The organism is Paenibacillus sp. MZ04-78.2, from assembly GCF_024213375.1.
Taxonomy (GTDB): Bacteria; Bacillota; Bacilli; order Paenibacillales; family NBRC-103111; genus Paenibacillus_G.
The window spans coordinates 49,400-64,256 of record NZ_JANAVJ010000005.1; the positions used below are offsets into that span (position 1 = coordinate 49,400).

Annotated in this window: 10 protein-coding genes; all 10 read left to right on the forward strand. The window is 53.0% G+C overall.

Translation table 11 applies throughout. The features are described from left to right. Positions 1–11 precede the first annotated feature (11 nt). Positions 12–800 carry a phosphatidate cytidylyltransferase gene (locus tag NLX71_RS05795; RefSeq protein ID WP_254362547.1) on the forward strand — a complete coding sequence of 263 codons (789 nt, stop codon included), beginning with the start codon at positions 12–14 and terminating at the stop codon, positions 798–800. A gap of 23 nt (positions 801–823) precedes the next feature. Further along, a complete protein-coding gene (locus tag NLX71_RS05800) occupies positions 824–1,966 on the forward strand; it encodes a 1-deoxy-D-xylulose-5-phosphate reductoisomerase (RefSeq protein ID WP_254362548.1) in 1,143 nt (380 codons plus the stop codon). 198 nt (positions 1,967–2,164) lie between these two features. Next, entirely contained in the window at positions 2,165–3,424 is a 1,260-nt protein-coding gene (gene rseP / locus NLX71_RS05805) for an RIP metalloprotease RseP (protein ID WP_254362549.1), read from the forward strand. Between the two features lie 32 nt (positions 3,425–3,456). Further along, positions 3,457–4,914 (forward strand): proline--tRNA ligase, encoded by a 1,458-nt coding sequence (proS, locus tag NLX71_RS05810; RefSeq protein ID WP_254362550.1) that lies wholly within the window; start codon positions 3,457–3,459, stop codon positions 4,912–4,914. Positions 4,915–5,239: 325 nt separating this feature from the next. Further along, the gene (locus NLX71_RS05815) at positions 5,240–9,553 is read left to right on the forward strand and encodes a PolC-type DNA polymerase III (RefSeq protein ID WP_254362551.1); all 4,314 of its coding nucleotides are present in this window, start codon (positions 5,240–5,242) and stop codon (positions 9,551–9,553) included. Positions 9,554–9,783: 230 nt separating this feature from the next. Next, positions 9,784–10,242: a ribosome maturation factor RimP gene (gene rimP, locus NLX71_RS05820; protein ID WP_254362552.1), complete on the forward strand. Its 459-nt coding sequence runs from the start codon at positions 9,784–9,786 to the stop codon at positions 10,240–10,242. Positions 10,243–10,299: 57 nt separating this feature from the next. Next, on the forward strand, positions 10,300–11,397 hold the full coding sequence (gene nusA / locus NLX71_RS05825) for a transcription termination factor NusA (protein WP_254362553.1): 1,098 nt from the start codon (positions 10,300–10,302) through the stop codon (positions 11,395–11,397). A 45-nt stretch (positions 11,398–11,442) separates the two neighbouring features. Next, entirely contained in the window at positions 11,443–11,757 is a 315-nt protein-coding gene (rnpM, locus tag NLX71_RS05830) for an RNase P modulator RnpM (RefSeq protein WP_010491249.1), read from the forward strand. Next, on the forward strand, positions 11,744–12,091 hold the full coding sequence (locus tag NLX71_RS05835) for a YlxQ family RNA-binding protein (RefSeq protein WP_254362693.1): 348 nt from the start codon (positions 11,744–11,746) through the stop codon (positions 12,089–12,091). The genes rnpM and NLX71_RS05835 overlap by 14 nt, the downstream gene beginning before the upstream one ends. After that, positions 12,069–14,855: a translation initiation factor IF-2 gene (infB, locus tag NLX71_RS05840; protein ID WP_254362554.1), complete on the forward strand. Its 2,787-nt coding sequence runs from the start codon at positions 12,069–12,071 to the stop codon at positions 14,853–14,855. The genes NLX71_RS05835 and infB overlap by 23 nt, the downstream gene beginning before the upstream one ends. Positions 14,856–14,857: the final 2 nt, after the last annotated feature.

Consider the following 14,857-nt stretch of genomic DNA (forward strand, 5'->3'; position numbering starts at 1 on the left):
GAGGAATCGATTTGAAGCAGCGAATTGTCACAGGAGTCGTGGCAGGGCTCGCCTTTTTCATCCTGTTGTATTTGGGAGGCTATTGGTTTGCCGGGTTAATCCTGGTATTGTCGCTGATCGGGTACGACGAGTTTTTACGGATGAGCGGTCTTAACAAGAACAAAACGATCTCGCTTTTAGGCTCTCTAGGGGTCGTTGGCCTTGTCGTACCGTGGCAGGAGGCCGGGATTTCGATAGAGCGCTTGATTTGGTTGTTTATGTTTGTTTTTCTGGCCGTTACCGTTATTTCGAAAAACAAAATTACGATCGATCATGTGACTACGGCATTTTTGGGTATGGTGTACGTCGGTATCGGTTTTCATTACATGGTGGAGACGCGCTGGCTGTCCGAGAACGGGCTTTATTGGACGCTGCTTGTGTTTTTATGCATTTGGTCAACGGATTCCGGCGCGTATTTTACCGGATCGATGATGGGAAAAACACCGCTCTGGCCTGCCATTAGTCCGAAGAAATCCGTCGAGGGAGCGATCGGCGGCACAGCATTGTCCATTGTCGTTGCACTCGGCTTTGCCTGGTACCGTCCGGACCTGCTTAGCTTTGCGCAAGCGATTTGGATCGGGCTCGTCATTGCGATTGTCGGTCAGATGGGCGATTTGATTCAATCCGCTTACAAGCGGGTGAAGGGCATCAAGGACACGGGAACGATCCTGCCGGGACATGGCGGCGTGCTTGATCGGACCGACAGCTGGCTAATCGTCTTTCCGTTCCTTCATTTAGCGGCTTTGCTCCCGCACGTATAACTATTGCCCCGAGGTGAACGTTGGTGAAAAAAGTCAGTATTCTGGGGTCGACCGGTTCCGTTGGAACCCAGACCTTGGATGTCATATCGCATTACCCGGAACGTTTCGAGGTGGAAGGGCTCGCCGGCGGTTATAATATCCCGCTCCTGCTGGAGCAAATCGAGCGCTTTCGTCCCCGCAAGGTAGCCGTTGCGACGAAGGAAGCGGCGGAACAGCTGCGTGCGGCAGTGAAATCGGACGTTCAGGTGCTATACGGTGAAGAGGGGCTGCACGAAATTGCGGCGGGCACCGATGCCGAGCTTGTGGTCACCGCGATTGTCGGCAGCCAAGGACTTAAGCCGACGCTGGCCGCGATCGACGCAGGTAAGCATATCGGTCTAGCCAATAAGGAGACGCTGGTTAGCGCAGGGCATCTTGTGACGGAATTAGCGCAGCGCCGCGGCGTCGCTTTGCTTCCGGTCGATAGCGAGCATTCCGCCATATTCCAATGCTTGAACGGAGAATCGCGGGATCGCGTACATAAAATTACGTTAACCGCTTCCGGGGGATCGTTTCGCGACCGCACCCGGGAAGAGCTTACACATGTAACGGTTGAAGATGCGCTCAAGCATCCGAATTGGTCGATGGGAGCAAAAATCACGATCGATTCGGCGACGATGGCGAACAAAGGGCTGGAAGTGATCGAAGCCCACTGGCTGTTCGGCTTGCCTTACGATCAGATAGAAGTGCTGATTCATCCCGAAAGCATTGTCCATTCATTCGTCGAGTTCGTAGACTACAGCATTATCGCCCAGTTGGGGATGCCGGATATGCGGGTGCCGATTCAGTATGCGTTGACCTATCCGGACAGGATGGCAACGCCATCCGAACGTTTGCGTTTATCCGATGTTGGGAAGCTGCAGTTTCGCGAGATGGATTTCGATCGGTATCCTTGTTTGCGGATGGCGTACGAAAGCGGACGGACGGGCGGCTCCATGCCCACCGTGTACAATGCGGCTAACGAAGTTGCGGTTGAACGGTTCTTGAAAGGGGAAATTTCATTCCTGGCCATCGAAGAGGTGATTGCCAGGGTCATGGACAAGCATTCCCCAGTCCCGGCCCCGGATTTGTCCGCCATCCTGGAGATCGACCGTTGGGCCCGGGAAGAGGCGCGTAGCTTGGACTAAAATGAACCGTTTGAAGATGCGACGCCAGGGCATCTTTCGGTGAAGCCGCTCATATGTTCATATCATGAGTCCCGGCTTGTATTCCCTTTGGGATTAATGTTAATCTTAAAGGTAGGCTTCGTACGATTTTCATGCAGCCAATACCATTTGCCCATAGCTTGGATATGAACATTTGCGCTTAAGGAGGCCGTACACCCATTGGCTAACATCCAGGTCGTATTTCAAATTATTCTTTTGTTTTTTGTTCTAGTCACGATTCATGAATGGGGACATTTTTACTTTGCCAAGCGAGCGGGTATTCTCGTTCGGGAATTCGCTATCGGCTTCGGTCCCAAACTGCTCTCCTTCAAACGTGGAGAAACCCGGTTTACACTCAGACTTCTTCCAATCGGCGGGTTCGTTCGAATGGCCGGGGAAGACCCGGAGATCGTTCAGATCAACCAGGGTCAGCGTATCGCCGTGCAATTGGACGATAATCAGGTCACGCACATTTACTTGAACGAGTTCGAAAGCCGCCGGGATGCGATTGAAGGCGTCGTTGAGCAGATCGATCTGGAAAAAGATTTGTTCGTCCGTCTGGATGTCGACGGGGAAATCGAACGTTATTCGATTCATCCTCAGGCCATGATGGTGTCCAAGGAACAGGAAAACCAGATTGCCCCACTGGACCGCCAGTTCGGGAGCAAGTCGGTAGGACGGCGCGCAATGGCTATCTTTGCCGGACCGCTGATGAATTTTATTCTTGCCTTGGCACTATTTGTAACCGTAGTGTTCGTGGCAGGACTGCCCGACAAGGTGAAAATTCAGGAAATCAGTTCAGCTTCCGCTGCGGCGAAAGCGGGGCTCCAGTCCGGAGACATTATCCTTCAGGTGGATCATGTGCAGATCGGCCGCGACAGCAAAAAGCTGACCGGCTTAATTCAACAATCTCCGAATAAACCGATGGTATGGATTATTGAGCGCAACAAGGAGCAGATCCGCAAAGAAGTGACTCCGCTTATGGACAAGGACGGCGTCATTCGCGTCGGCGTCTCCCTTCTGACTGAAACGCGCCCTGCCACGGTGCTGGAAGGGTTTACCGGAGGCTGGAACACCCTTGTTTCCGCATCAACCATCATCATAGACGGCTTTGGCAAGCTGGCGACGCTTCAGGTAAAAATGGACGATTTGGGCGGTCCGGTAAGGATCGTGGAATTTACAAGCCAGCAAGCTAGCGCAGGGTTTATCCAATACATCTATTGGATGGCCGTTATGAGTCTCCATTTGGGACTGTTCAATCTGCTGCCGGTCCCGGCGCTGGACGGAAGTCGGCTGGTGTTTTTGCTGCTGGAGGCGCTCCGCGGCAAGCCTGTCGATCCGAGCCGCGAAAGCATGGTCCATTTTGTCGGCTTTGCGATGATGATGCTGCTTATGATAGCTGTCACTTATAACGATATATTACGTTTGATTAAAGGGTAACGAATTGCCGTCCGTAGGGGGAAAACAGAACGATGTCGAACCAAAAGCAAGACAAACAGTTTGTGAAAGAAATTACGCCGCAGGGCGAGGATTTCTCCCGCTGGTATATTGATGTCATTAAAAAGGCTGATCTCATGAGTTACTCGCCGGTCCGCGGATGCATCGTATTTAAACCGGACGGGTACGAGCTTTGGGAAAATATTCAGCGGGAGCTGGACCGCCGGTTTAAGGAAACGGGACACCGCAACGCTTACTTCCCGCTGTTCATTCCCGAGAGCTTTTTCCAAAAAGAAAAAGAACATGTGGAAGGGTTCAACCCGGAGCTGCCGTGGGTAACGGAAGCAGGCGGCGAGAAGCTCGAAGAGCGGCTGGCGATTCGCCCGACGTCCGAGACGATGATCGGTCACATGTACGCGGAGTGGATTAACTCCTACCGCGACCTGCCGCTCTTGATCAACCAGTGGGCCAACGTGGTCCGTTGGGAAAAGCGGACGCTGCCGTTTTTGCGTACAAGCGAGTTTTTATGGCAGGAAGGCCATACGGCTCATGAGGACGAAGCCGATGCACGCAAAGAAACGATGCAGATGCTGGAAATTTATCGTTCTTTTGCCGAAGAGTTCTTAGCGATTCCGGTCATTATGGGCCAGAAGACGCCTTCCGAGAAGTTCGCGGGCGCCGTCGATACGTATTCCATCGAAGCGATGATGAAGGACGGCAAAGCGGTGCAAGCGGGAACTTCCCACTATTTGGGCACGAACTTCGCCGTGGCGTTTGATATTAAATATTTGGACCGCGAGAATCAGCATCAGTTCTGTCATACGACCTCTTGGGGAGTCAGCACCCGTCTCATCGGAGCTCTGATCATGGTTCACGGCGACGACCGCGGTCTGGCTTTGCCGCCGAAGATCGCACCGACGCAAGTCATCATGATTCCGATCGGTCCTCCGAAGACGAGAGAGCAGGTTGTCGGCCGCGTAGACGAGCTGTATGCCCAGTTGAAGCAGGCTGGCGTACGCGTGAAGGTGGACGATCGTCCGGACCAAAGTCCGGGCTGGAAATTTAACGAATACGAAATGCGCGGCGTACCGGTCCGCGTCGAGCTGGGACCGCGGGACATGGAAAACGGGCAAGTGGTTCTGGTATCCCGGATTACCGGAGAGAAGCGTGTCGTCCAGCAGGACCAATTTGTAGAAGAAGTGCAAAAGCTGTTGACGGAAACGCAGAAGGAAATGTATGATCGAGCCAAGCGGTTCCGCGACGAAAGCATGACTGAAGCGGATACGGTGGACGAGCTGAAATCGTTCCTTGAGCAAAAGCGCGGCTTCGCATTGTCGGGCTGGTGCGGCTCTGCCGCCTGCGAAGCGCAGGTCAAAGAAGAGGCCGGCGCAACGAGCCGCAACATTCCGTTCGAGCCGGGCGTATCCAAGCCGAAATGTCTTGTCTGCGGCGAAGACGCCAAGCACACCGTCGTCTTCGGCAAATCGTATTAACACGATCTTTTCTACTAGCGCCATGTAATTAGGAGTTTGATTTTAGAGTTGGTTTAAGTTGCTTATTTCTTCGAAGGGCCTCAGGAAAAGTGTTACCACGGAAAGTGAAACGGCCGCCTTTGAAATCAAGTTGCTGCCTTGTAGATTTTTATACAATACGGCAACTTGATTTCAAGAGCGGTGGAGTGGTAATACTTTTCCGACGCGGCAATTACTGAAGATGATCGCTACATTTCTAAAGCAAACGCCTAACCTTTTACATAAGGGGCAATGGGAAAGCAACACTCCTTTTGTCCCTTTCATCGTTTTACGGGGGAGGAGCACCATGGGCAATGACAGTACGGCGCTGAAACGGGACCGCTTTGAAATGCTGATGCAGCAGGCCAGTGTACCGGCGGATGTGGTTCGGTCTTTTTTTTCGGACGGGTATATCGACAAAGTGGAAACGAGCCGCAAAAACAGGGAATGGACGTTTCATATCGTCAAAACTCAAGTGGTGCCGCAAGATATTTACCGTTCCTTCTGCAAAATGATCCGGGACAAATTCTCGCACATCGCTGCCATTCGTTTCGTACTCCAATACACGCCGGATGTGAAGCCGGAAGAAGTGGCGCACGAATACTGGGGCATGTTTCTCGAATGGGTGCAGCGGGAAGCGGCATCGATTAACGGTTGGATGACCAAGGCCAAAATTGAAACGAACGGGAACGTGCTTACGCTTTATTTGCTCGATACGATCGGCTTGGAATTGGCTAAGAAAAAAAATATCGGCGGACTGATTCAACGATATTTCAGCGGATTTTTCGGCGTCGATTTTCATGTGAAGTATGCGGTCAGCGATTCCCGGGAAGAAGAACTGGAGAAATTCTCGAAGCAAATCGAGCAGGAAGAAAAAGAAGTGACGATCAACATCTTATCGGCTGTGGAGGCGGAGAACGAAGCGGATGCGCAGCAGGAAGCGGAGCTGAAGCTGATGGTCGGCTACGACATTAAAGATCCGGCCGTTCCGCTGCAGGACGTCAGGGATGAAGAGAAGAAGGTTACGGTTCAAGGGACGGTTTTTGGCCTGGACACGAAAGAGCTGAGGAATGGCAGCACGCTGTTCATGTTCAACGTTACCGACTTTTCGGATTCGATCATGGTCAAGGCGTTTGCCAAAACGAAAGAAGATGTTAAAATTTACAGTCTGATCACGAACGGCAAGTGGCTGAAGCTGCGCGGCCGGGTCGAGTACGACCGGTTTATGCAAATCCCCGAGCTCGTGATGATTCCATCCGACGTTAATGAAATCGTCGGCCCGCCGGACCGGAAGGACGATGCGGAAGAGAAGCGGGTGGAATTTCACCTCCACACGGCGATGTCTACGATGGACGGAATCACGCCGGTCGACCAATATATCAAAACAGCAGCCAAATGGGGCCATAAAGCGATTGCCGTGACCGATCACAGCGGTATTCAATGCTTCCCGGAGGCGTATAAGGCTGCGAAGAAAAACGGGATCAAGGTCATTTACGGCTTGGAAGCCAACGTCGTCAACGATTCCGTGCAGGTCGTTATGAACGCGACGGACATTAGCCTCACCGATGCGGAATATGTCATTTTCGATATCGAGACGACAGGGCTTTCTGTCACCAGCAACAAAATTATCGAGCTTGCCGGCGTCCGCATGAAAGACGGTAAAGAAATCGACCGGTTTGCTACGTTCATTGATCCGCATGAGCGCATTCCATACAACATTCAGCAGCTCACCAATATTACGGACGACATGGTCAAAGGTGCGCCCGAGCTGGAAGAGATGCTGCCCAAGTTTATCGAGTTCGTAGGGGATAGCGTTCTGGTAGCGCACAATGCGCGATTCGATATTGGGTTCATTCAAGCGAACTGCAAACGGCTCGGTTTGCCCGAAGTGACCAATCCCGTGCTGGACACGCTGGAGCTTGCCCGGCTGTTGTTCCCGACGCTTAAAAATCACCGGCTCAACACGCTATCCGATAAGTTCAAAGTCGGCTTGGACAACCATCACCGGGCGATCGACGACTCGATTGCGCTGGGTCATGTACTTTTTCACCTGTTGAAGGAAGCCGGGGACCGCGGCTATAAGCAGCTGTCCCGTTTGAACGACGAGGTCGGCAAAAACCTCAAAACGCAGCGGCCATTCCATTGCTGCATTTACGCCAAAGACATGACCGGCAAAAAAAATCTGTTCAGTCTAATATCCCTTTCGCACACGCAGTATTTTCACCGGGTGGCCTGCATTCCGAAGAGCAAGCTGATGGAAATGCGCGAAGGCTTGATCATCGCTTCAGGCTGCGAAAAGGGCGAATTTTACGAAACGGTGCTGAACAAATCGGTCGAAGAAGCGGAAATGGTCGCCGAATTTTACGACGTGCTTGAAATTCAGCCGATTGGCGTGAACATGCACTTGGTGGACAAAGGCTTGGTCGGCAGCCCGGCGCAACTGGAGAATGCCAATCGCAAAATTGTCGAAATCGGCCGCAAGCTTGGCAAACCTGTTATTGCGACGGGTAATGTGCATTATCTGCATCCGCGAGAAAAAATATACCGTGACATCACCATTCACGGGATTACCGGCTTTAGCCCGCTTAAGGATATCCGCAAGCCGGACGTCCACCTTCGCACAACGAAAGAAATGCTTGCAGAGTTTGAATATTTGGGGAAAGAAACGGCTTACGAGGTCGTCGTAAAAAATACGTCGGAGCTTGCCGACCGGTTCGAGGAATTGGAGCTGTTTCCGACCAAGCTGTTCACGCCGATTATCGAAGGAGCGGACGATGAAATCCGCAATACCTGCTACGATACGGCAAAGCAGATTTACGGAGACCCGCTGCCGGAGGTTATTGTAGCGCGGCTGGAAAAGGAGCTTGTACCGATTATCAAGTACGGTTTCTCGGCCAACTATCTGATCTCCGAACGGCTCGTCAAGAAGTCGAACGCCGACGGCTATCTCGTCGGTTCGCGGGGCTCGGTCGGTTCCTCCGTCGTAGCGACGTTCCTTGGTATTTCGGAGGTTAATCCGCTGCCGCCGCATTACATTTGCAAATCGTGCAAGCACAGCGAGTGGATTCTCGACGGATCGATTCCCAGCGGCTTCGACCTGCCAGACAAAAACTGTCCGAACTGCGGGGAAAAGCTGAAAGGGGAAGGCCAAGACATTCCGTTCGAAACGTTCCTCGGCTTCAAGGGCGACAAGGTTCCCGATATCGACTTGAACTTTTCCGGCGAATACCAGCCGCACGCGCATAACTATACCAAAGAGCTGTTTGGGGAGAAAAGCGTGTTCCGGGCGGGCACGATCGGTACGGTTGCGGAAAAAACGGCATTCGGCTTCGTAAAAAAATACGAAGAAGATCAGGGCAAAAAGTGGCGCGGAGCGGAGCTCAACCGGTTGGCTTCCGGCTGCACGGGCGTAAAGCGAAGCACCGGCCAGCATCCCGGCGGGATCGTAGTCGTGCCGGATTACATCGAGGTCGACGATATCACTCCGGTGCAATATCCGGCCGACGATACGAGCGCCGAATGGAAAACGACGCATTTTGATTATCACGCCTTCGACGCCAACCTGCTGAAGCTCGATATTCTGGGACACGATGATCCGACGATGATGCGGATGCTGCAGGATTTGACCGGCGTCGATCCGACAACGATTCCGATGAACGATCCGAAAGTCATGAGCATGTTCAACTCCGTGGTCGCGCTCGGCGTGACGCCGGAGAAGATCCGGACACCGGTGGCGACTTACGGGGTGCCGGAGATGGGGACGAAGTTCGTGCGTCAGATGCTGGAGGAAGCGAAGCCGTCCAGCTTTGCGGACTTGCTGCAAATTTCGGGTCTCTCCCACGGAACCGGCGTTTGGCTCGGCAATGCGCAGGAGCTGATCCGAAAAGGCATCTGCACGATTAAGACGGTGATCGGGTGCCGCGACGATATCATGCTGTATTTGATCTACAAAGCGGGTATGGATGCGGGGCTGGCGTTTAAAATCACCGAGAGCGTGCGGAAGGGGAAAGGGCTCACCGACGAGTGGAAAGAAGATATGAAGAAGCATAACGTTCCCCTGTGGTACATCGATTCGTGCGAAAAGATCGAGTACATGTTCCCGAAGGCGCATGCTTCCGCTTATGTTATTTCCGCGGTGCGCACCGCTTACTTTAAGCTTTATTACCCTATCGCTTACTATGCGACTTATTTTTCCGTCCGCGCGCAGGATTTCGAGATCGAGCTGCTGTGCCAAGGCTACGACGCGATTTTGCGCAAACTGATCGAAATTGAGGAAAAAGGGTTCCAGGCGACGCCAAAAGAGAAAAGCATGATCTCCATTCTCGAAATGGCGCTGGAGATGACGGCCCGCGGCTTTTCCTTTAAACCGATCGATTTGTACAAATCGGAGGCGACAAAGTTTCTGATCGAAGACGACTCGCTTATTCCTCCGTTTTCCGCCGTTGCGGGGATCGGGGAGAACGCGGCGAAGAACATCGCGGCCGCCAAAAACGACGGCCCGTTCTTATCGATAGAGGACTTTCAGTCCCGAAGCAAGGCGTCGAAGACGATCATCGAGCTTCTTGGCGGCATGGGCTGCTTCCGGGGTCTTCCGGAAACGAATCAGCTTTCGCTGTTTTAGAACTTGTGGAGAAGTCTTTTTTGCTTGCTCAAGCGCCTTTTTACGCCTTATTGCATGATCACTGTACTTATGGTATAATCTTCTTCGGTAGCAATGTAATATCTCGTGACCAAAGAGTGGGGAAACCCACTCTTTACATTTTGTATAAGGCCCCAAAGCGAGTGAAGACGTTGAGCTTCAATACTCTAACTATCGCTCGCTTTCTCACCCTACTAAGGAGGAACGCACGTTTGAGCACAAACATCAAATCCACTGTGGAAGAGCTGGTTCGCCCTTTTTTGGACGAAAACGGATTTGAGCTGGTCGACATCGAATATGTGAAAGAAGGCGGCAACTGGTTTTTGCGGGTATATGTGGATAAAGAAGGCGGCATCGATATCGATGACTGCGGCCGCATCAGCGAGTACCTCAGCGCCAAGCTGGACGAGAATGACCCTATCGAATTGGCTTACTTTCTGGAAGTGTCTTCGCCCGGGGCGGAGCGTCCGCTCAAGAAGCCTCAGGACTATCGTAAAGCGATTGGCGAGCATGTCTTCGTGACGACGTATGAACCGGTAAACGGTTTGAAGGAATTCGAGGGCACGCTCGTGTCGTACGACGAACAAACGGTTGTCGTCGAGATCGGCAAGAAAAGGCACGAACTCCCGTTTGACAAAGTGGCCGGCGCCAGGCTCGCCATCAAATTCTAGTCGATCTGCCAAAGCGTTGGGCGGCTCGTATTTTATGAGAGGGGGAACTCCATTCAAATGAACATGGATTTTATCGAAGCGCTGAACGAAATCGAAAAGGAGAAAGGCATCGCCAAAGACGTGCTGATCGACGCGATTGAGGCAGCGCTGATTTCGAGCTATAAGCGCAATTTCAATACCGCGCAAAATGTACGCGTCGACATCAACCGCCATACGGGTCTCATTAAAGTATACGCCCGCAAAACGGTCGTCGACGACGTGCTTGATCCGCGGCTGGAAATTTCGCTCTTCGCTGCAAGAGAAATGAACCAAAACTATCAGCTGAACGACATCGTCGAGATTGAGGTTACTCCTCGCGATTTCGGCCGGATTGCGGCGCAGACGGCGAAACAGGTCGTCACGCAGCGGATTCGCGAGGCGGAGCGCGGACTGATCTACAATGCCTATGTCGATAAAGAGGAAGACATCGTCAACGGCATCGTGCAGCGTCAAGATACGCGCAACCTGTATATCGATTTGGGCAAGATCGAAGCGGTCATGCCGCTGAACGAGCTGATGCCCACGGACAAATTCAAGCACGGAGACCGTATAAAAGCGTATATCACCAAGGTCGAAAATACGACCAAGGGGCCGCAGATCATTTTGTCCCGTACCCACCCGGGGCTTTTGAAACGGTTGTTCGAGCTAGAGGTTCCAGAAATTTTCCAAGGGGTTGTCGAAATTCGTTCCGTCGCCCGCGAAGCTGGTTTCCGTTCCAAGATCGCAGTATACTCCCGCAATCCGGAAGTCGATCCGGTCGGTTCTTGCGTCGGGCCGAAGGGCATGCGCGTGCAAACGATCGTCGGCGAGCTGAAGGGCGAGAAAATCGACATCGTCCGTTGGATGGAAAGTGTGGAGGATTATGTCGCCAACGCGCTCAGCCCGTCCAAGGTGCTGGAGGTGCAAGTGTTCGAAGCCGAGAAAATGGCCCGGGTTATCGTGCCGGACTATCAGCTGTCGCTTGCCATCGGCATTAAAGGGCAGAATGCGCGGCTGGCCGCCAAACTGACCGGCTGGAAGATCGACATTAAGAGCGAGACGCAAGCCGAGCAGGAGTACGGCCGACCGAAGACATATGCTGAAGAAATGCACCAGGATTCCGTCAGTATCGATTAATTCGCAGACATCGGTCTGACGGCCATGCGGGAGGGGGATGATCCGATGAAACAAAGAAAAATACCTCTGCGTAAATGCGTAGCCTGCCAGCAGATGATGCCTAAGAAAGAACTAATCCGCGTGGTGAAAACGCCAAATGATGAATTGCTCATCGATTTGACGGGAAAAAAAGCCGGACGCGGCGCCTATTTGTGCGGTAAACTATCCTGCTTCAAGCTGGCCAAGAAATCGCGTGCGCTGGATCGCGCACTGAAATCGTCGGTCAGTCCGGATATATACGATGCTCTCGAGCAGGATTTTATTAAAGTGGAAGACGAATTTATTGCCGGAAAAGATGCGGTGGATGATGAACAAGAATAACGGCAAATTTTTCTCGAATCTGGGGCTCGCCATGCGGGCGGGAAAGCTGGTTACCGGTGAAGACATGGTGATCGAATCGGTCCGAAGCGGCGAAACGAAGCTTGTCATCGTGGCCGAGGACGCTTCCGCAGGCACCTTCAAGAAAGTGAACGATAAGTGCATTTATTATCAAGTTCCTATCCATCAGTACGGCCGTCGGGATCAGCTTGGAGCAAGTATCGGTAAAGAAGCGCGAGTCGTCATTGGGGTAAACGATGCGGGATTTGCGCGGATGTTGTTGAAGCAGTTAGATCGTACGGAGGTGGACGGTATTGACGAAACAAGACAACAATAAAGACAAACTCAGAGTGTACGAATATGCCAAATCTTTGAATATGAGCAGTAAAGAGATCATCACAATATTAAAAAGACTGGATATTCCGGTCAACAATCATATGAGCGTAATGGAGAATGATGCGGTGTCAAGTGTAGAGAAATTTTTCAGAGATGTTAAAGCCAATGCAGCAGCTAAACGGAGCGAGGGCGGAGCCAAAACAGATAAGCCGACCAATCGTCCGGAGTCCAATCAACAAACCGTAGCGGCGCAGCCGAAGCCGGAACAGCGCCCGCAAACGACGCAAGTCCAATCGGCTGCACCTATGCAAAACAACGGTCAGGGACAAAACAGACCGCAAGGTCAAGGCGGCGAAGGCCGTCAAGGTCAAGGCCAGCCCCGTCAAGGGGATCGCCAGGGACAAGATCGCAATCGCGGTGGCCAAGGAGGCCAAGGCGGTGGCAATCGTGGAGGTCAAGGTCAGGGTCAAGGAGGCCAAGGCGGCGGCTATCGCGGCGGTCAAGGTCAAGGTCAAGGCCAAGGAGGTCAAGGCGGCGGCTATCGCGGCGGCCAAGGTCAAGGCCAAGGAGGTCAAGGCGGCGGCTATCGCGGCGGCCAAGGTCAAGGTCAAGGCGGCCAGGGCGGCGGCTATCGCGGCGGTCAAGGCCAGGGTCAAGGAGGCCAAGGCGGCGGCTATCGCGGCGGTCAAGGCCAGGGTCAAGGAGGCCAAGGCGGCGGCTATCGCGGCGGCCAAGGTCAAGGTCAAGGTCAAGGTCAAGGAGGCCAAGGCGGTGGTAATCGTGTAGGCCAAGGCGGAGGTCAGCAGGGCCAGCGGCCGGATCAACGCAAAGGCGGAGGCTTCGAGCAGCGCAATAACGACCGCAACCGCCAGGCGTCCATTCCTCCGAAACCGAATAACAATAAACGCTTTGAAGATAACCGGGGTGGCGGTGGAAGGGGTCAACAAAACCGCGGTAAAGCCCAAGGTCGGGGTGGCAGGAATCAGGAGCCGCCGAAACCGAAGATCGACAATACGCCGAAGAAAATTATCGTGCGCGGAACGATGACCGTAGGCGAGACGGCCAAAGTGCTGCATAAGGACGCTTCCGAAGTCATTAAGAAGCTTCTGTTCCTCGGCGTCATGGCGACCATCAATCAGGAGCTTGAACTGGATGCGATCCAACTGCTTGCGTCCGAATACGGCGTGGAAGTTGAATTGAAAATTCCGGTCGAGGAAGACAAATTCGAACAATTCGAAGAACAGGACGAAGAAGCGGATCTGATGGAGCGTCCTCCGGTGGTGACCATCATGGGTCACGTCGACCACGGTAAAACGACGCTGCTTGATGCGATCCGCAAGACAAGCGTTACCGAAGGCGAAGCGGGCGGTATCACGCAGCATATCGGCGCTTACCAAGTAGAAACGCACAACAAAAAGATTACGTTCCTCGATACGCCGGGTCACGAAGCGTTTACGTCCATGCGTGCCCGCGGCGCACAGGTAACGGATATCACCATTATTGTGGTTGCTGCCGATGACGGCGTCATGCCGCAAACGGTCGAGGCGATCAGTCACGCCAAAGCGGCGAAAGTGCCGATTGTCGTTGCGGTGAACAAAATCGATAAGCCGGATGCGAACCCGGACCGGGTCAAGCAAGAGTTGACCGAGTACGAGCTTGTTCCCGAAGAGTGGGGCGGCGATACGATTTTCTGCAACATTTCCGCGAAGCAAGGGATCGGGCTGGAAAATCTGCTCGATATGATTTTGCTTGTATCCGAAGTGCAGGAGCTAAAAGCCAATCCGAACAAGCGTGCCAGAGGAACGGTCATCGAGGCCGAGCTGGATAAAGGCAAAGGGCCGGTGGCGCGCGTCTTGATCCAACACGGTACGCTTAAAGTGGGCGACAGCTTCGTCGCAGGCGTCTGCTTCGGACGTGTGCGGGCCATGATAAACGATAAAGGACGCAAGCTGAAAGAAGCCGGGCCTTCGACGCCGGTGGAAATTACCGGTTTGACAGAAGTGCCTCAAGCTGGCGATCCGTTCCTGGTCTTCGAGGACGAGCGCAAAGCGAGAGATATCGCCGAGAAGCGTGCAATCACGCTGCGTCAATCCGAGATGGGAGCAAACGCCCGCGTTACGCTGGACGATTTGTACAAACAGATTAAAGAAGGCGAAGTCAAGGATCTTAACGTCATCATTAAAGCGGACGTTCAAGGTTCTGCCGAGGCGCTTAAAGGCTCCTTGGAGAAAATCGATGTCGAAGGCGCGCGCGTTAAAATTTTGCATAGCGGCGTAGGGGCGATCACCGAGTCCGACGTTATTTTGGCATCGGCCTCCAATGCGATCGTCATCGGCTTTAACGTCCGTCCTGAACCGCAAGCGAAAAATACCGCGGAGCAAGAAAAAGTCGATATTCGTCTGCACAGCATCATTTACAAAGTGATGGAAGAAATCGAGCAAGCGATGAAGGGGCTTCTCGATCCGGAATATAAAGAAGTCGTTATCGGGCATGCTGAAGTCCGCAATATCTTTAAAGTGTCCAAGGTCGGCACGATTGCGGGCTGCATGGTGACGGACGGCAAAATCGTCCGCTCCGCCGAAGTACGGATTGTCCGCAGCGGAATCGTCGTATTCGAAGGCAAGATCGACTCGCTGAAACGATTCAAGGATGATGCGAAAGAAGTGGCGCAAGGCTACGAATGCGGTATATCTTTGGAGCGTTTTAATGATCTTAAAGAGGGAGACACGATTGAAGCCTTCGTTATGGAAACTGTAGAGAGGTGATC